This is a genomic window from Clostridium nigeriense, from assembly GCF_900086595.1.
Classification (GTDB): domain Bacteria; phylum Bacillota; class Clostridia; order Clostridiales; family Clostridiaceae; genus Clostridium; species Clostridium nigeriense.
In genome coordinates this window covers 3,139,788-3,159,439 of record NZ_LT575472.1, presented here as the reverse complement: position 1 = coordinate 3,159,439, position 19,652 = coordinate 3,139,788, and the positions used below count along the sequence as shown (strand labels likewise).

At 28.2% G+C, this 19,652-nt stretch carries 18 protein-coding genes; 14 read left to right on the top strand and 4 right to left on the bottom strand.

Annotation, left to right across the window (positions count from 1 at the left end; translation table 11 throughout):
* The first annotated feature begins 10 nt into the window (after positions 1-10).
* From BN6774_RS14825 to yidA, 9 genes are all read left to right on the top strand, one after another.
* On the top strand, positions 11-1,348 hold the full coding sequence (locus BN6774_RS14825) for an MATE family efflux transporter (protein ID WP_066895139.1): 1,338 nt from the start codon (positions 11-13) through the stop codon (positions 1,346-1,348).
* A complete protein-coding gene (gshAB, locus tag BN6774_RS14820) occupies positions 1,323-3,635 on the top strand; it encodes a bifunctional glutamate--cysteine ligase GshA/glutathione synthetase GshB (RefSeq protein ID WP_066895138.1) in 2,313 nt (770 codons plus the stop codon). Before BN6774_RS14825 ends, gshAB begins: the two co-directional genes overlap by 26 nt.
* Before the next feature lie 157 nt (positions 3,636-3,792).
* Positions 3,793-4,830: a M42 family metallopeptidase gene (locus BN6774_RS14815; RefSeq protein WP_066895136.1), complete on the top strand. Its 1,038-nt coding sequence runs from the start codon at positions 3,793-3,795 to the stop codon at positions 4,828-4,830.
* Positions 4,831-4,952: 122 nt separating this feature from the next.
* A complete protein-coding gene (locus BN6774_RS14810) occupies positions 4,953-5,453 on the top strand; it encodes a DedA family protein (RefSeq protein ID WP_066895134.1) in 501 nt (166 codons plus the stop codon).
* An 89-nt stretch (positions 5,454-5,542) separates the two neighbouring features.
* A complete protein-coding gene (locus BN6774_RS14805) occupies positions 5,543-6,145 on the top strand; it encodes an HAD family hydrolase (protein ID WP_066895131.1) in 603 nt (200 codons plus the stop codon).
* Between the two features lie 98 nt (positions 6,146-6,243).
* Positions 6,244-7,689: a DEAD/DEAH box helicase gene (locus tag BN6774_RS14800; RefSeq protein WP_066895129.1), complete on the top strand. Its 1,446-nt coding sequence runs from the start codon at positions 6,244-6,246 to the stop codon at positions 7,687-7,689.
* Positions 7,690-7,848: 159 nt separating this feature from the next.
* Positions 7,849-9,960, top strand: a complete 2,112-nt coding sequence (locus BN6774_RS14795) for an EAL domain-containing protein (protein WP_066895127.1) — start codon at positions 7,849-7,851, stop codon at positions 9,958-9,960.
* Positions 9,920-10,189: an ATP cone domain-containing protein gene (locus tag BN6774_RS14790; RefSeq protein WP_066895124.1), complete on the top strand. Its 270-nt coding sequence runs from the start codon at positions 9,920-9,922 to the stop codon at positions 10,187-10,189. The genes BN6774_RS14795 and BN6774_RS14790 overlap by 41 nt, the downstream gene beginning before the upstream one ends.
* A 69-nt stretch (positions 10,190-10,258) precedes the next feature.
* On the top strand, positions 10,259-11,068 hold the full coding sequence (yidA, locus tag BN6774_RS14785) for a sugar-phosphatase (protein WP_066895122.1): 810 nt from the start codon (positions 10,259-10,261) through the stop codon (positions 11,066-11,068).
* A 54-nt stretch (positions 11,069-11,122) separates the two neighbouring features.
* On the opposite strand, the gene BN6774_RS14780 is transcribed toward yidA, so the two are convergent.
* From BN6774_RS14780 to BN6774_RS14765, 4 genes are read right to left on the bottom strand one after another with little or no spacing between them, the layout of a single operon-like run.
* Positions 11,123-11,581: a NanQ anomerase/TabA/YiaL family protein gene (locus BN6774_RS14780; protein ID WP_066895120.1), complete on the bottom strand. Its 459-nt coding sequence runs from the start codon at positions 11,579-11,581 to the stop codon at positions 11,123-11,125.
* Positions 11,582-11,590: 9 nt separating this feature from the next.
* A complete protein-coding gene (locus BN6774_RS14775; protein WP_066895118.1) occupies positions 11,591-12,541 on the bottom strand; it encodes an ROK family protein in 951 nt (316 codons plus the stop codon).
* On the bottom strand, positions 12,534-13,244 hold the full coding sequence (locus BN6774_RS14770) for an N-acetylmannosamine-6-phosphate 2-epimerase (RefSeq protein WP_066895116.1): 711 nt from the start codon (positions 13,242-13,244) through the stop codon (positions 12,534-12,536). The genes BN6774_RS14775 and BN6774_RS14770 overlap by 8 nt, the downstream gene beginning before the upstream one ends.
* Positions 13,245-13,259: 15 nt before the next feature.
* Positions 13,260-13,967, bottom strand: coding sequence for an SGNH/GDSL hydrolase family protein (locus tag BN6774_RS14765; protein WP_066895114.1), 708 nt, complete (start codon positions 13,965-13,967; stop codon positions 13,260-13,262).
* A gap of 180 nt (positions 13,968-14,147) precedes the next feature.
* Here BN6774_RS14765 and BN6774_RS14760 point away from each other — a divergent pair, with 180 nt between their 5' ends.
* The 5 genes from BN6774_RS14760 (at position 14,148) to BN6774_RS14740 (ending at position 19,628) form a co-directional block, all read left to right on the top strand.
* Complete coding sequence (locus BN6774_RS14760; RefSeq protein ID WP_066895111.1) at positions 14,148-15,023, top strand: AraC family transcriptional regulator; 876 nt, start codon at positions 14,148-14,150, stop codon at positions 15,021-15,023.
* 347 nt (positions 15,024-15,370) lie between these two features.
* A complete protein-coding gene (locus BN6774_RS14755; protein WP_066895109.1) occupies positions 15,371-16,708 on the top strand; it encodes an ABC transporter substrate-binding protein in 1,338 nt (445 codons plus the stop codon).
* A 64-nt stretch (positions 16,709-16,772) separates the two neighbouring features.
* The gene (locus tag BN6774_RS14750) at positions 16,773-17,660 is read left to right on the top strand and encodes a carbohydrate ABC transporter permease (protein ID WP_066895107.1); all 888 of its coding nucleotides are present in this window, start codon (positions 16,773-16,775) and stop codon (positions 17,658-17,660) included.
* Positions 17,660-18,493: a carbohydrate ABC transporter permease gene (locus BN6774_RS14745; protein WP_066895105.1), complete on the top strand. Its 834-nt coding sequence runs from the start codon at positions 17,660-17,662 to the stop codon at positions 18,491-18,493. The genes BN6774_RS14750 and BN6774_RS14745 overlap by 1 nt, the downstream gene beginning before the upstream one ends.
* 25 nt (positions 18,494-18,518) lie before the next feature.
* Positions 18,519-19,628, top strand: coding sequence for a Gfo/Idh/MocA family protein (locus BN6774_RS14740; protein ID WP_066895103.1), 1,110 nt, complete (start codon positions 18,519-18,521; stop codon positions 19,626-19,628).
* Positions 19,629-19,652 lie beyond the last annotated feature (24 nt).

The following is a 19,652-nucleotide window of genomic DNA, read 5'->3' as shown; positions in this document are numbered from 1 at the left end:
GGAGAGTAGTATGAAAAAAGTGGATTTAACAAAGGGAAATGTTCTAAAAGTTTTAGTTACTTTAGCCCTACCAATAATGGGAAGTTCTTTGCTACAGTTTACTTATAATCTAATTGATATGCTATGGGTTGGAGGTCTAGGAAGCAATGCAGTAGCTAGTATAGGGTCATCAAGCTTTTTTGTTGGACTTGGTTACTCTATTAATGCTTTTGTAGCTATAGGCACTGGAATAAAAGTAGCTCATTCAATTGGAAGAAAGGATAATAAGGCTGTAGATGAATATATTTCTAGTGGGCTTATTTTAAATGCAATTATAGGAGGATTATATTCTTTAGTATTAATATTTTTTGGGAAAAACTTTATAGGGTTTTTAAATTTAGGAAATAGTATAGTTGAAAGAGATTCATATATTTATTTAGCTATTAGTGCGCCAATGATGTTCTTTTCTTTTTTTAATACTCTATATATAAGAATTTTTAATAGCTTTGGTAATAATAGATCTGCTTTAAATATAAGTGCTATAGGAGTTGTTATAAATATAATATTAGATCCAATTTTAATATATACATTAAAGCTTGGAGTTACTGGAGCTGCAATTGCTACATTAATTGCAAATGGAACAATGTTTATTTTATTTATTAATAAATCAAGAAAATTATTTGATTTTAACTTTAAAAGTGGATTAAATTATATTAAGCTAAAAGAAATTACAATATTGGGTTTACCAATGTCCTTTCAAAGAATTTTATTTACTTTAGTTAATATATTGTTAGCTAGAATAATAGGAAGCTTTGGCTCAGAAGCTATAGCAGCACAAAAGATAGGTTTACAAATAGAGTCGGTAGTTTATATGGTTGTAGGTGGACTAAATGGAGCTATAGCAGGATTTGTTGGACAAAACTTTGGAGCAAAAAAATATAATAGGATAAATAAAGGGTATAATACAGCAGTAGGAATAGGTGTTATTTATGCCTTGATTATAAGTATTTTATTTATTTTTACCCCAAGCACATTAGTTAGATTATTTATAAGAGAAGATGCTACAGTTATAATTGCTAGCAATTATTTAAGAATAATAGGATACTCTCAAGTGTTTGCAACTATTGAGATGATATCAAATGGTGTTTTTACAGGCTTTGGAGTACCAAAGATACCAGCTATTATAAGTATAATATTCACTATTCTTAGAATTCCTTTAGCTTTAATTCTTATTAAATATTTTGATGTTAATGGGATATGGATTGGAATTTCTATATCAAGTGTTTTAAAAGGAACAGTAGCTTATTTAATATATAAATTTAAAATATGGAAGGTGTATAAAGATGTTAGATGTGATTCAATCACTTAATTATAAAGAAGAATTATTAAAAGGAAATTTTGGAATAGAACGTGAGACCTTAAGAGTAGATGAAAGTGGAAAACTTGCATTAACTAAACATCCAAAGGTTTTTGAGTGTAAAATGACTCATCCATATATAACAACTGATTTTTCAGAAAGTCAAATAGAGTTAATTACTCCAACATTAAATACATTAGAGGAAGTATATAGCTTTGTAAATTCTCTTTACGATATAACTGTATCAGAGCTGAAGAAAGAATATTTATGGCCTCAATCTATGCCTTGTAGCATTCCAGAAGATGATCTTATACCAATAGCAGATTACGGTCATTGTGAAAGTGGTGTGGGAGCTAGTGACTATAGAAAAAAGCTATTAAAGAAATATGGTGGAAAAAAACAATTAATATCTGGAATTCACTATAATTTTTCCTTTAGTGAAGATTTAATAAAAGATTTATACAAAAAGATAGGTAATGGAGAAGATTATAGAAGTTTTAGAGATAGTATATATTTAAAGGTAGTAAGAAATTATTTAAGATATAGGTGGTTATTAATATATCTTTTAGGTGGAACTACTACAATGCATGAAAGCTTTGGAGAAAAGTGCGTTGTTGATTTAGATAAAATATCTAAAGATAGCTTTAGTAATAATGGAGCTGTATCTTATAGAAATAGTGAATGTGGTTATAAGAATCCAATAGATTTATATCCTAATTATAATTCTGTAAAAGATTATGTAGAAAGTGTATATAAATTTATTGATGACAAACTAATAGAAAGCCATAAAGAATTGTACACACAAATTAGATTAAAAGCTAGGGATAATGTAAGATTCTTAGATTCATTAATAGAAGAAGGTATTAATTATCTTGAAATTAGAAGTATAGATATTAATCCTTTTAGTAAGGCGGGTATATCTTTAGAGGATTTAAACTTTATTAATTTATTTACTATTTACTTACTAATAAAAGAAGAAAGTTCTTATAAGGAATGGCAAGAAGAAGCTCAAAATAATCAAAATATAATTTCTATGTATGGTCAAATGGATGTTGTTTTATATAAAGATGGGAAGACTATATCCAAAACAGACTGGGCATTAAATATATTAAATGAAATGATAGATATGAATAATAAACTATCATTAGGGAAATTAGAAGTAATAGAAAATATGATAGAAAAAGTTAAGGACCCTAAGTTAACTTATGCCTATAGAATTTCTGAAATGGTTAAAGAAGAAGGGTTTATAGAAAGTCATTTAAGATTAGCAAGTGAATACAAAGAAGATGCTTATAAAAAGAGATTTAAGCTAGAAGGATTTGAGGATTTAGAACTTTCTACTCAAATATTAATGAAAGAGGCAATGAAAAGAGGAATAAAAGTAGATGTAATTGATAGAAGTGAGAATTTTATTTCTTTAAAAAAGGATAATCATATAGAGTATGTAAAGCAAGCTACAAAGACATCAAAAGATAGTTATATATCTGTTTTAATGATGGAAAATAAGGTTGTAACTAAAAAAATATTAGAAGATAGGGGCATTAAAGTTCCAAGTGGAGATGAATTTTTTAATTTAGAGGAAGCTTTAAAAAAAGCACATAGATATATAAACAAGGCTATTGTTGTTAAACCAAAATCAACTAACTTTGGACTCGGAATCTCTATATTTAAAGAAGGGGCAAATGAAGAAGATATAAAAGAAGCATTTAAGTTGGCATTTATTCATGATAATACTGTTTTAGTTGAAGAATTTATAAATGGTAAGGAATATAGGTTCTTAGTAATTGGAGATAAAGTTCCAGGAATTTTGCATAGAGTTCCAGCAAATGTAGTTGGTGATGGAAATAGTACTATTAAAGAATTGGTTGAAGAAAAAAATAAAAGTTCTTTAAGAGGAAAGGGATATAAGACACCATTAGAAAAAATTAATTTAGATGATAATGCAAGATTATTTTTAAAGCAAGTAGGTAAAGATTTTGATTATATTCCTGAAAAAGATGAAATAGTGTACTTAAGAGAAAATTCTAATATTAGTACAGGTGGAGATAGTATAGATTATACAGATTTGATACCACAAAGATTTAAAGATATGGCAGTAAAATCAGCAAAGGCAGTTGGAGCTAATATTTGTGGTGTGGATATGATGATTGAAGATTATAATGATGAAAATTCAAGTTATGGAATAATTGAACTTAACTTTAATCCAGCAATTCATATTCATTCTTATCCATATCAAGGAACAGAACGAGAAATAGCAAAAGAAGTATTAAATATATTAGGCTTTATAAAATCTAAGTAGAACAAAAAGAGAGTTTTTAGTAAAAGACTCTCTTTTTTAATTTCTTAAGGTAAACTTAAATAAAATATAATATAGAAATGATATAATTAATTGTAGTAAAATAAAGTAAAAGTATATTTACTATATTAGATAATTACTGGAAGGAGATATATTTATTATGAAATACTGTATAAATAGAGATTATGTTTTAAACACAGCAAAAAAAATACTTGAATTTGATAGTCCAACAGGTTTTTGCTTTGATATTATGAAAATAATTGAAGAAATAGCAGGTAGCTTTGGATATAAATTTGAAACTACTAGAAAGGGCTGCGGAATTATTACTATTCCAGGGGAAAGTAATGAAAAAGTAATAGGACTTTCTGCACATGTAGATACTTTAGGAGCTATGGTAAGATCAATAACTAATGGCGGAACTTTAAAGTTTACATTATTAGGAGGACCAATTCCTGCAACTATGGATAGTGAATACTGTAAGATTAGAACTAGAGATGGAAAAATATATACTGGAACATTCTTAAGCACAAGCCCAGCAGTTCATGTGTATCCAGATAGCAAGGATAAAAAACGTGATCCTGAAAACATGGAAGTAAGAATAGATGAAAAAGTTTTATCTAAGAAGGATGTTGAAGAGTTAGGAATATGTCCTGGAGATTTTATATTTATAGATCCTAAAACTACTATTACAGAAAGTGGTTTTATAAAGTCTAGATTTATAGATGATAAAGGAAGTGTATCAGCTTTAATGGGGCTACTAGAAGTATTAAATAGGGAGAAGATAACACCTAAGTATAATACTAAAATATTTATTTCAACTTATGAAGAGGTTGGTCATGGTTCATCATATATTCCTCAAGATATTACAGAAATGATAGCAGTGGATATGGGATGTATTGGAGATGATTTAAGCTGTACTGAGTACGATGTGTCTATTTGTGCTAAAGATTCAGGTGGTCCTTATGATTATAATATGGTAACAACCTTGGTTAACCTAGCAAAGAATAATAACATTAGATATGCAGTAGATATATATCCAATGTATGGTTCTGATGTAGGAGCAGCTTTAAGAGGTGGAAATGATATAAGAGGAGCACTTATAGGACCAGGGGTACATGCTTCTCATGGTATGGAAAGAACTCATTATGAAGCTATTGAAAATACAATAAAATTACTTATTGAGTATTTAATGTATTAATGAAATAGTGCTTTTAATTAGTTTAGGAAGTTTTAAGAAAAATAATATTTTATATTAAGGTTATATTAAGAAAGATGGGGTAAACTAAAAGTCGTTAATAAATGACTTGGAGCGTAGATAAAATGGATAATATACAAATAGTGATTGAATATTTAGCACGATATGGCTTAATATTTGTATTTATAATTATTTTTTTAGAATATTTAAACTTTCCTGGATTAGGAGCAGCTATAATAATGCCAGCTATAGGAATTGCATCAGCAAAGGCAGGAATTAATTTCTTTATGGCCTTACTAATTTCAATAATAGCTGGAGCATTAGCTAGTTATATCTTATTTGGTATATCATATTGGTTTGGTGAAAGGATTTTAACTAAGGTATATAATAAATATCCTAAAACACGGAAATCTATTGATAAGATATGCCTATACATAGAAAACTACGGGGATAAGGGAGTTTTAATTATAAGATTATTACCAGCGGTTAGAACATTAATACCTTTTGTTGCAGGAATGTTTAGAATGAATATAATTAAATTTTCTATTTATTCAACTATAGGTATAGCAATTTGGAATGCAGCATTTATATATGCAGGTTATGCATTTGGATATTTATTTATTTAATATAAAACTAAATATATGATTTTAATAACAGTAAATAGAGTGTATAAAGCTATTTACTGTTATTTTATAAGTTTATGGGAGGGGTATTTATGTATAAAAATATAATTTTTGATTTAGGAAATGTATTATTAAGTTTTAATCCAATGGAGTATTTAAGAAGTAAGATTTCAGAGGACAAGATTGGAGAGGTTTTTAAAGCTATATTTCAAAGTGAAGAATGGATTATGCTAGATAGAGGGACAATAACTGAAAAAGAAGCTGTAAATAATATAATAGAAAAAAATAGTATTTATAGAGAGGATATTAATTTAGCTTTTGAGGATTGGTATGGAATATTAAAACCGATAGAAGAAACTATTAAAGTTTTAGAGGATTTAAAAAGCAAAGGATATAATATATACTATTTATCTAATTTTCATGAGTTAGCTTTTAAAGAAGTAAGTACAAAGAATAGCTTTTTTGAGTTATTTGACGGTGGAGTTGTATCTTATGAAGAAAAAATAATAAAACCAGAAGAAGAGATTTATAGATTAATTTTAAAAAGATACAATTTAGAACCTAGTGAAACTATATTTATTGATGATACAAAAGCAAATGTAGAAGGTGCAAGTAAATTAGGGATAACTACAGTATTTCTTGAAAACCCAAATAAGTTAAGAGAAGAATTAAGAAAATTAAATTTAAATATATAATAGACATTAGTTTATCTATACTTAATATACTTGTATATGAAATAATACTAGGGTAAAATAAGAAAAGTTATTTAAATATATAAGAGCGAGGTAATTTAATGAATATAGATAAATTTGAAAATATGAATTTAAAGCCTGAAATATTAAAAGCTTTAATAAATTTAGGATTTGAGGAACCATCAGAGGTTCAAAAAGAAGTTATTCCAGAAATGCTAAATAAAAATGATATAGTTGTAAAGTCGCAAACTGGAAGTGGAAAAACTGCAAGTTTTGGAATTCCTTTATGTAATCTTATTAATGAAGAGGAAAATACAATAAAAGCATTAATATTAGTTCCAACTAGAGAACTGGCAATGCAAGTAAAAGATGATATTTCAAATATAGGAAGACTAAAGAAAATTAGATGTGCTGCTATTTTTGGAAAACAACCATTTAACGAACAGATAAGAGAGTTAAAACAAAGAGTTCATATAGTATGTGGTACTCCGGGGAGAGTAATAGATCATATAAAAAGGGGAAACTTAGATGCTAGTAAAATTGAATATGTAGTAATAGATGAAGCAGATAAAATGCTTAATATGGGATTTATAGACCAGATATCTGAAGTTTTAGATACATTACCTGAAAATAGAGGAACTTCATTATTTTCAGCTACAATACCAAGTGAAATAGAAGGATTATATTCTAAGTATATGAAAAATCCTAAAGTTTTAAATATAAAATCTAAGGTCTTTAATAGAGATAAGATAAGTGAAAAGTATATTATAGCTAATAGAGAAGATAAGTTTAAGATTTTATTAAAACTTCTTTATACTTATACAGATGATGCTGCCATTATTTTTTGTAATACAAAGGATTCAGTTAAATCTTTAAGTTCACTTCTAAAAAAAGAAAAAATTAAAGTAAATGAATTGCATGGAGATATGGAGCAAAAAGATAGACTAAAGATAATGGATAGCTTTAAAAATAAGGATTTTAAAGTGTTAGTAGCCACAGATATTGCAGCTAGAGGTATACATATAAATAATATTACTAATGTATTTAATTATGAAGTTCCAATGGAAAAAGAAAGCTACGTGCATAGAATCGGAAGAAGTGGTAGAGGTGAAAAAAGAGGCTTAGCAATAACATTAACATCATTAAAAGAAAAAAGATTTTTAGATGATATAGAAGAATATATTGGATATAAAATTGAAGAAGTAGAAATGCCAAGTTATGAAAAAGTTATAGAAGGAAGAAAAAAATTCTTAGAAGATCAAAAAAATAATTATGGAATTAATACTAATATTGCAAAGGTCATACATAATGAAGTTACAAAGATTCATATAGGGGCAGGGAAAAAGAAAAAAATTAGAAATGTAGATATCCTTGGAGCCTTAAGTAATTTAGATGAATTAACTGGTGATGATATAGGTATAATAGATGTTCAAGATGGATTTTCCTTTGTAGACATATTAAATAAAAAGGGGAATATTATACTTAAAAAGTACAAGGAAATTAAGATAAAAGGTAAATTAGTAAAAATAAGTAGGGCAAAAAAATAAGATTATAAAGAAAAGGAAGTCAAATGAAAACATAGACTTCCTTTTTTGTGTATGTAATAAAAGCAGTTAAATATATATTCTGTAAAATACTTGAGGTGTAAGGCATATATTTGTATAATTAGAAGAGGAAAATTTTATGAAAAGGAGTCTGGTGAAAGGGTGAAGTTATCAAAAAAAATTGGCTTTCTTTTGTTATACACTACAATAACTATATCCATTGTAATTAGCTCTATGTATGCATTTATTTATAATAAATTAAATAAAAGTTCCATTGATATTATTATTAATTATAAAGGTATTTTTTTTACTATATTATTTTTAATGGTAATTAGCAATATTTTAATTTATTGTTTCATAAATACAAAGATAATAAAAAGGCTAAAAGTTACTGAAGAAACTATAGAAAATGTTATATATAAAGATATAAAGGAAAAGAAACTATATGATAATAAATATAGAGAAAGAGATGAAATTACTAATTTACATAATGAAATAAGTAATGTAATGGACAAGCTTTTAGATGCAAAAAAATATTTAAAAGTAGAAGAAAGAAATTATTCTAATATTTTAAATGCAATGTCCAATGCTTTTTTTCACTTAAAAGCTATAGAAGATGAAAATGGGGATTATATAGATGGCATAGTAATAGATATTAATTATGCAGCTAGCGATTTTTTAGAGTTAGATAGGGAAAAAATTATTAATAAAAAACTTTCTGAACTATATGAAGGCTTCGATATATATAAAAATAAGGTAATAAAGGTTTTAAAAAGAATAAAACAAACTAAATCTGAGTGTTTTGCTAGAGAATTGAATGTTATTGGAGATAAATGGGGAGTTATTTCTATATATTTTCTTAATGAAGGATATTTTTCTATAATTATTAATGATGTTACAGAAATAAAAAAACATTCAGAAGAACTTACATATTTAGCTAACTATGATACTTTAACTAATTTGTTAAATAGACATAATCTACTTGAATATATGATGGAACTTATAAATAAGGAAGAAGAATTTAGTATTTATTTTATAGATATAGATGATTTTAAAAATATTAATGATACTTTAGGACATAATACTGGTGATGAAGTTTTAAGAATAGCTGCAGATAAACTATTAGAGTTAAAATATAGCTTTGATATGGAGACATTTAATAAAATAACAGTTGGAAGAGTAGGCGGAGATGAATTTTTAGTAGTTAAAGAGGGAAAAGATAGTATAAGTGAAATGAAGCTATTAGCAAAAAATATATTAGATGCACTTAATAAACAATTTAATATTGGAATGCATACTTTTAATTTAAAAGCTAGTATTGGAATAAGCTCTTATCCATCAGATGGAGATAATGTTTTTACATTAATTAAATATGCAGATATTTCCATGTATAGATGTAAAGAAGAAGGCGGAAGTAGATATAAAATTTTTTCAGAAGAAATGTTAGAAGAAATTAATATGCAAAGTAGTCTGAGTTCAGCAATAAATAATAAGGAATTTGAAGTTTATTTTCAGCCAATATATGATGTCAATAAAGAAAAAATTGTAGCAGCAGAGGCATTAACTAGATGGAATACTCCAGAAGGAATTATTTCTCCAGCTAGATATATTCCATTAGCCAAGAAAACAGGAGATATAATAAAGCTTGATGAATTCGTTTTAGAAGAGGCTTGTAAATGTTGCAAGACAATGCAGGAACTTGGCGAAAAGGATTTTAAAGTATCTATAAATATATCTTATTCAGCTATAAAACAATCAAATCTTATTGAAAAATTATTAAGTATAATAAATAAAGAAGGAATACCTCCTGGATCTATAAAACTGGAAATAACTGAAGACGAGATAATAGATAATATTGACTTTACAGTAAATATATTAAATAAATTAAGAGAATTAGGCTTTAATATAGCTTTAGATGATTTTGGGGTTGGATATTCTTCATTTAATTATATTAAAATTTTACCTTTAGATACATTAAAAATAGATAGAAGTTTATTAAAAAGCTTAGAAAAAGATAAAAAGACATTAGCTATAATAGAAACCTTAATAAAATTATCTCATACTTTAGGGTTAGATGTTGTTTGTGAAGGGGTAGAAATACATAATCAGTTAGAATTACTTAAAAAAATTAATTGTGATAATATACAAGGATTTTACATAAGCAAACCTATAGATTTTAATAGTTTTAAAAATTTTATAATAGATTTTAATAAAATAGAAAGAAGGGATTTAAGTGAGAATAATAAAGAAGGACGGGAGATTAGAAGAGTTTAATATTAAAAAAGTTAGAACAAGTATTGAGAATGCAGCAAGTGATGCTGAAGCAATGCTAAATGAATCTGACTTACATATTTTAGCTTCAGACGTTGAAAAAATGTTATTTAATATTAGAAAAGATTCTCTTATAACATCAAGCTATGAGGTAGTTGGAGTTATTTTTAATGTTTTAAAAAGAGATGGATTTAGTAAAATTTTAAAAGCATATGTTGAATTTGAAAAATAAGAATTAAATTCATTTATATGAGGAGTTATGCTATAATCGAAGTAAATTTAGTATAAATGGAGGAAAAATATGTACAAATTAGTAGCTATTGATATGGATGGCACTTTATTAAAAGAAGATAAGACTGTATCAGAAAGAACAAAAAATGCTATCCAATCTGCTAGAGAAAATGGTGTTACAGTAGTTTTAGCAACAGGAAGACCAATAGAAGGGGTTTCTAGGTATTTAGAGGAATTAAACATGTATTCAGAGCATGATTATGTACTTAGTTATAATGGAGCATTAGTTCAAAAAACTTTAAGCAAGGAAGTTATTGGGAAAATAGCTTTAAGTGGATCAGACTTACATTATTTAAAGAAATTAAGTGATGATTTAAAAGTTAATATACATGCTTTTTCAGAGACTAAAGGGTTAATAACTCCTAAAAATAGTAAATATACTGAAGTTGAAGCAAATATTAATGATATCAAAATTCATGAAATGAATTTTGATAGTATTCCAGAAGATGAAGTAGTTATAAAGATAATGATGATTGATGAGCCTGAAGTTTTAGGACCAGCTATGGAAAAGCTTCCTAAGGAGGTTTTTGAAAAATATACTGTAGTAAGAAGTACACCTTATTTCTTAGAATTTTTAAATAAAGAAGCTAATAAGGGAATAGGTGTTGAAATGTTAGCTAAGCATCTAGGAATAAAGCAAGAAGAAGTTATAACATTTGGAGATGCTGGAAATGATCTTCATATGATTGAATATGCAGGTCTTGGAATAGCGATGGCTAATGCCTTTGAAGAGGTTAAAGAGGCAGCAAATTATATTACTGATTCTAATGAAAATGATGGAGTTGCTAAGGCAATAGAAAAATTTATATTAGACATATAATTATAATAAAAATGGAGCTTTTTAATAGCTCCATTTTTATTTCTTATTACTTTTTTATAAAAGATCAGCTTTAATTTTAAATACAATTTTTTTTATTGCTGTAGGAGAATCTTTCATAATTGCAACCTTATGTGCATCTGTAGGCCAACAAATCATGAAATTTCCAGGAGTTAAATAGTATATTCCATTTGCGTCTCCAGTATAGAAAGCAACATCATTATTTATATCATAAGGTTTTTTTATATTAAGATCAGTAGGATAAGCTGTTGCAATTCCCTCAGTACCATCTAAAATATAGTGTATATCTAAATATTTTTCATGAGCTTCAAAGATACATTCACTTTCAGGTTTAGAAGTTAAAGAAACTGGGTTAGCGAATAAATTTCCTTCTTCATAAACTACTGTGGAAGTAGGCATATTTTCTAGATTAAATTTAGAAAGCTCCTGTAGCGCTCTATAAATTACAGGAAAAGATTTGTAGTTATCAATAAGTTTTATATTGTCAAATATCATAAGTACCTCCTATAATAAATTATTTTCATATATTAAGTTATAAACTGCACCGCATAAACCAGCATTATTACCTAATGATGCTGAGGAAATTTTCAAACCATTTTTAAAGCTAGGCATTATTAGTTCAAATATCTTATTGCGAAGTGGGGTTATAAAAAGCTCCTCTTGATTGCTAACGCCACCTCCTATTATTACAAGTTCAGGATTAAAAATATGAATTAATCCTACGAGGCCCATAGCAATACTTTCTATCCACTTATCAACTATCTTTTTAATATCAGCATTACCCAAATTAATTTGTTCAAATATAAACTTTCCATTAATATTATTGATATCAATATTAGCATTAGATTTTAATAAATCCTTTACATTATTAACTAAAGCAGTAGTCGAAGCATATTTTTCATAACAACCTATATTTCCACAAGAGCATTTTTTACCTGTGATGTTAATAGGGAAATGACCTAATTCACCTGCAATGCCTATTTTGCCAGACAACAATTTCCCATTTGAGATTATTCCTCCACCAATACCAGTTCCTACGGTTATCATTATAACATTAGAACAACCCATAGCACTCCCCCTCCAATATTCACCTATTACAGCACAATTTGCATCATTAGCTACTGAAACTGGAAGGGAATATTTTTCTTTAAGAATATTCTTTATTGGGGTGCCTATCCAATTATCTATATGTCCTGCTGTACCAGCTACAGTTCCATTATAGGTATCAATTTGGCCAGTAGCGGAAATACCAATACCAAGAATAGTAGATAAATCTAAATTATTTTTATTAATAAATATATCTAAAGATTTTAATACAGTCTCAATGATAGGAGTTTTGTAATTGTCAAAGTTTACTGAAAAATTATCAGTTTTAATTATATCTCCAGCCCCTGTAACAACTCCTATTTTAACTTCGGTTCCACCTATATCAATCCCTAAATAAAAATTATTCATTATTTACCTCAATAGCATTAATAAAACGTGTGGCAATTTCTAATGGGCGAGTGATAGCTCCACCTACTACAACTGCATAAGCACCAGCATTTAACATTTGGATTGCTTGTTCAGGTGTATGAACTTTACCTTCAGCAATTACTGGAATATCTATTGTTGAAGCAAGTTTTTTTACTAGCTCAATGTCTGGGCCATCAGTTTTAGGAGAATAATTAGTATATCCACTTAAGGTTGTCCCAACAAAATCTACACCACATTTCCATGCGTTTACTCCTTCTTCATATGTAGAAATATCAGCCATAAGAACAATATCTGGATATTTAACTTTAATTTCTTTTATAAATTCATTTATAGTGCTACCATCACCTCTTTTGCGCATAGTGCAATCTAGGGCAATAATATCAGTATCAACAGAAACTAATTCATCAATTTCCTTCATTGTTGGAGTAATGTAAGAGTCGTAACCTTCGTAATCAATTTTAATAATTCCTATAACAGGTAATGAAGTTTCTTCTTTTATTGCGATAATATCACGAACACTATTTGTGCGGATACAAGGAGAACCAGCTTGCTTTGCAGCACGAGCCATTAGATACATTATAGATTTTTCTTCTACGTATAAAGGTTCTGATGGAAGTGCTTGACAGGATATTATTAATTTACCTTTTATTTTTTCTAATATTTCATGTTTTTTATACTTCATAGAATAAAAGCTCCTTTAGATAATTATATTTTGTTTTTTTAATGTGTTTCTTAATACAGTAGCCATTATGTTGTAACCCTTTGCATTTGGATGCAGACCATCATAGGTAATTCCATCAAGAAGAATATTTGTTCCTGCAACTACAGTTGTATGATAGTAATCAACATAGATAATATTTTTTTCTTTACTGTAAGTATATAAGAAATCATTAAAGTCACAGATGAATTTTTTGCGCTTTGTTTCACAGAGGGAAACTGGTATATTAATTGGAAGTAAAGAAACTATAATAGGAATTGTTGAAGTTTCAAGGCATTGTTCAATAATATTTTTATAATTTTCTTTTGCTCTTATTAAAACTTCATCATAAGGAATACCAGGAATTTGCTTCCAGTAATCACCTTCTAAATCCATAGAATCGTTAATACCTATACCGATTACGCAGTATTTAGGAGAAAGCTGTAAGGCATCAGCCCATAATCTCTTAGCTAGATAAGTAGTAGTATCCCCTCCTATACCACGATTTATGATTAGTTGCCCAGGTTTATTAAAGTAGGAATTTAACTCCCAGTAATGGGTAATTGAGTCCCCTATAAAAACGAAATCTGGATTTAATTTATTTTCTAAAAGAGTTAGATTTTTTATATCAAATTCCTTTCTACGAGTATCAGCAAAGACATTTAATGAAAAATATCCAGGACTATCATATTCATTTCCCGACTTCATTATAAAAATCTCCTCCTTTCATTAAAATCTATTTTTATATTTTGAATTATATTATTATGTAAAAATTTTATAAATAGGTTAAATGAGTAATTATAGCACAAAACAACTAAATAATAATTGAAAATATAAATTATATGTATTATACTTGTTATATTATTCCATATTAAAGGGGAGAAAAAAATGAACAATTCATTTATTAACTCTATAAGATTTAATTTTCTTTATATAGATAGATATGCTTTTGGAAAGTCTTGGGTTTATCCTGAAAGCTATTTACCTTATTGTATGTTGCGTTATATCATAAAAGGAAATGCAATATTTTTTATAGATGGAAGGGAAATTAAGGTTAAAGAAGGGGACATTGTATATCTTCCAGTTGGAAGTAAATTATCTTGTCATGCTCTAAATGAAGATTTTGCTTTTTATAGTATAAGATTTGCAACCTCAGTTAACTACGATGGTGGAGATTTATTAACAGATTATTATCATGTGCCTACAGTTATTCATGATATAAATGATGAAGGACGAATGTATTTTGAAAAAATGTATAAATGGATAAAGGCAGATGAAGACTCAAGAATGTTTTGGGTAAGAGGATATCTTGAGTTAATAATAGGATATGTTATTGATAAGGGGAAAAGTAATATTGACATTAATAGAAAAGAGTTATTTGAAGAAGAAGAATTTTCATTAGAAAGAATTAAAAATAGAACAAGAAAGTCAGATGTAAATTTGGATCCAAGGATACAGGTAGTTGTAGATTATATTATATTACATCCTACAGAACAATATACTATTTCTAAAATGAGCGAAATGGCTGAATTAAGTGAATCAAGATTTAGAACTTTATTTAAACAGCAAATTGGAAAAAATCCATTAGAATATTTAAATGAAATAAAGGTTATGACAGCAGCTAGAAAATTACTAATGTCAGGAGATAATATAAGTGATATAGCATATGAAGTAGGATACGAAGATGCAAATTATTTTAGTAGAATATTTAAAAAATACTTTTGCATTACCCCAAAACAATATAGAGATAATGCTAAAGAGTAGTTAAAAATAACTACAAAATAATTGATTTATGCTATAAAAAATAGAATTATATATTGTACAAAATCACAATTGAAAGTATAATCATCTCTATTTACTTATAAAAACTTGAGATTATATTGTAAAAAGGCATTTGTATTGGGGCAAATGTCTTTTTTATGTAAATAAAAAGATAAAGAATTGAATGAAATTAATTTAAATAAAAGATTTTATTAAAAGATAAAAAGATTAAAAATAATTGTTTTATGCTAATATTTAATGTTTTTTGTGTGGAAATGAATAAAAGAGTGATATATACTAAGTTTAAAAGTAAAGCTTTACATAAAACTTCATTATCAAGGAGGATAAAAATGAGAAAAAGATTATTAAGCATTTTGTTAACGATGGTTATGGGGACAACGTTACTTGTAGGCTGTGGAGGTAACTCTTCAAAAGGAGGGGGAACTGATACAGCAACAGGAGAATTAAAGGGAGAAATTACATTTTGGCATTCATTTACTCAAGGAGCAAGATTAGAAACTATACAAGCAGTAGCGGATCAATTTATGAAGGACAATCCTGAAGTAAAAATTAATATTGAAACTTTTTCTTGGGGAGATTTTTATACAAAGTGGACAACTGGTCTTGCATCAGGAAATGTACCTGATATGAGTACAGCTCTTCCAGGACATGTTGTTGAAATGATGGATGCAGGTGCAATTATTCCAGTAAATGATGTTATTGATAATATTGGTCGTGATAAGTTCTCTGAATCAGCATTGTCAGAGGGAGAATTAGATGGAGATAATTATTCATTACCTTTATACTCTCATGCACAAGTAATGTGGTACAGAAAAGATTTGTTACAAGCAGCAGGGCTTGATGTTCCTAAAACTTGGGCTGAATTTGCAAATGCAGCTAAGGTTTTAACTACCAACGATGTTTACGGATGCTCATTCCCAACAGGATCTAAGGATTTAATGGGAACAAGATTCTTAAATTTCTATGTACGTAGTGCAGGTGGAAGCCTTTTAACAGATGATTTAAAAGCTGATCTTACAAGTGATTTAGCTATTCAAGGTATTAATTATTGGCTTGATATATATAAGAATTCATCACCAAAGGACTCTGTTAACTACTCAGTTCTTGACCAAGCAACTTTATTCTATCAAGGAAAGACTGCCTTTGATTTTAACTCTGGTTTCCAAATAGGTGGTGTAGCTACAAACTCACCAGATTTAGTAGATAAAATTGATTGTGCTCCAATTCCAAAGGTTAATGCAAATGATCCTGATTATGGAATTGAAACATCAAATATTCCAATGGTAATTTGGGAAAAATCAAAAAATCCAGAAATATGTAAGGCATTTATTGAGAAATTATATGAAAAAGAAAATTATATTAAATTCTTAGAAGCAACACCTGTAGGTATGTTACCTGCTATTAAAGGTATAGCAGATACTGAAGAATATAAAGCAAATGAAACAGTTAAGAAATTCTCAAATGCTGTAGATGTAATTAGTACAGCTGTTGATAAAGGTACAGCTATAGGATTCGAACATGGTCCAAGCGTAGAAGCAGGTTTATTAACTTCACAAGGAATTATTGAATCTATGTTCCAAGATATAATTACAAATGGAACAGATGTTAAAAAAGCAGCTCAAACTGCTGAAGATAAATTAAATGAGTTATTTAGCACAGTTAAGTAATATGAATTTAATAGAGGAAACCTTTGTAGGTTTCCTCATTTAAGAAAGGGTGGAGAGGTTGTTTGTGAAAATAAAAGCAAAAAAAGATTATGCAAGATGGGTATTTATACTTCCGGCTCTTATTATAGTAGGAGTGTTATTGATTTATCCTATATTTTCAAGTTTGTATTATAGTTTAACAACAAAACATTTAATTAAGCAATCATATGATTTTATTGGATTACAAAACTATATCTCAGTTTTAAAAGATCCAGAGTTTTTTAAAGCATTTATTATATCTATTATATGGACAATAGTATCATTGCTTGGACAATTATTTATAGGTTTTACATCTGCTTTGGCAATTAATAGAGTAAAACATTTAAAAGGGTTTTACCGTACATTATTAATTATTCCATGGGCATTTCCTTCTATAGTAATAGCCTTATCTTGGAAGTGGATATTAAACGGTGTATCTGGTTTTATACCGAATATGCTTGTTCAATTAGGTTTTACTAGTACCTTACCACAATTTTTAAGTGATGCTAATTTAGTTTTACCAACTTTATTTTTTATAAATATATGGTTTGGAGCACCAATGATAATGGTAAATGTACTTTCAGCGCTACAAACAATACCACAAGATCAATATGAAGCAGCACAAATTGATGGGGCATCAAAAGGACAACAGTTTAGATTTATTACTATGCCTCATATAAAGACTGTAATAGGATTACTTGTAGTATTACGTACAATTTGGATATTTAACAACTTTGATTTAATTTACTTAATTACAGGTGGTGGACCTGCAAATGCAACAACAACAGTACCTATATATGCTTATAACATGGGATGGGGTACTAAATTATTAGGAAAGTCATCAGCTGTAACAATTTTACTATTATTATTCTTATTAGTTATATGTACAGTTTACTTCACTATTATTGGAAAATGGGAAAAGGAGGAGAAATAATGACAAGTAAAAAAGATAAGTTTGGAAATTTTTTGTGTCATATATATCTTATTATTTTAACTATTATAGCTGTTTTCCCATTACTATGGATAATACTTTCTTCTGTGAAAACAACAGGAGAACTTACTTCAAATCCAACAAGTTTTTTACCAAAGAATTTTACTTTAGAAAATTTTATTCATGTAATTAAAGATTTAGGTTTTGCAGTAAATATTAAAAATAGTTTATTAATTGCTCTTATAACAACTTTAATAGCAATTACAATTTCAGCAATGGCAGCTTATGGGATTGTTAGATTTTTCCCTAAGTTTGGAAATGTTATGTCTAAATTATTAGTTACTACATATATGTTTCCACCAATCTTATTAGCAATTCCATATTCGTTGGTAATGGCTAAGATAGGTCTTACTAATACACGAATAGGTTTAGTTATAGTATATCTTTCCTTTAGTGTGCCCTATGCCGTTTGGATGCTAGTTGGGTTCTTTAAGACAGTTCCAATTGGGATAGAAGAAGCAGCTAAGATTGATGGGGCAGACAAGCTACAAACATTTGTAAGAATAGTACTTCCATTGGTTATGCCAGGAATCGTAGCTACAGCAATTTATACATTTATAAATGCATGGAATGAGTTTTTATATTCATTGATTTTAATAAATAGTACAGATAGAATGACAGTTTCAGTTGCGCTTAGATCACTACAAGGAGCAGAGATTCTTTCATGGGGAGACATGATGGCAGCATCAACTCTTGTAGTAGTACCATCAATAATTTTCTTTATGTTTATTCAAAGAAAAATTGCAGCTGGAATGACAGAAGGATCAGTAAAATAATTAATATAAAAATGGAGGGTAAATTATGAAGAACATAGGTTATGCAATAGTAGGAACAGGATATTTTGGCGCTGAGTTAGGGCGTATTATGAAAGAACAAGAGGGAGCTAAGGTTGTAGCAGTATTAGATCCAGAGAATGCAGAAACAATAGCTAAGGAATTAGGATGTGATGTAGAAACTGATTTAGATACTATGTACAGTAGAGAAGATGTAGATGCTGTTATAGTAGCATCACCAAATTATTTACACAAAGAACCAGTAATTAAAGCAGCAGAACATGGAATTCATGTATTTTGTGAAAAGCCAATAGCTTTAAGCTATGAAGATTGTGATGAAATGGTTAATATATGCCAAGAAAAAGGTGTTATATTTATGGCTGGACATGTAATGAACTTCTTTAGAAGTGTAAGACATGCTAAGAAGCTAATAAATGATGGTGAAATAGGAGATGTGTTATATTGTCATTCTGCTAGAAATGGATGGGAAGAGCCACAACCAAGTATATCATGGAAGAAAATTCGTGAAAAATCAGGTGGGCACTTATATCATCATATCCATGAATTAGATTGTATACAATTTATTATGGGAGCACCAGAAGAAGTAACTATGGTAGGAGGAAATGTAGCTCACTCAGGCGAACAGTTTGGTGATGAAGACGATATGTTATTTATAACATTACAATTCCCTAATAATAGATATGCTTTGTTAGAGTATGGATCAGCATTCCATTGGCCTGAACATTATGTATTAATTCAAGGAACAAAGGGCGCTATTAGAATTGATATGAAGGATGTTGCAATGACAGTAAAAACTAAAAATGGAGAAGAAACATATCTTGTTCATGAGACAAAAGAAGAAGATGATGAACGTACAAGAATTTACCATGGAACAGAAATGGATGGAGCTATAATGTATGGTAAACCAGGAAAATTACCTCCAAAGTGGTTACATGGAATTATGAAAAATGAAATGAAGTATTTTAATGAGATTTTACATGGAAAAGATGTTGATGATGAGTTTAGACCATTATTAACAGGCGAAGCAGCTAGAGCAGCAATTGCTACAGCAGATGCTTTAACTAAATCACGTTATGAAAATAGAAAAGTAAAATTAAATGAAATTATTTCTAAATAAATTTAATATTACATTGTAGTTGGT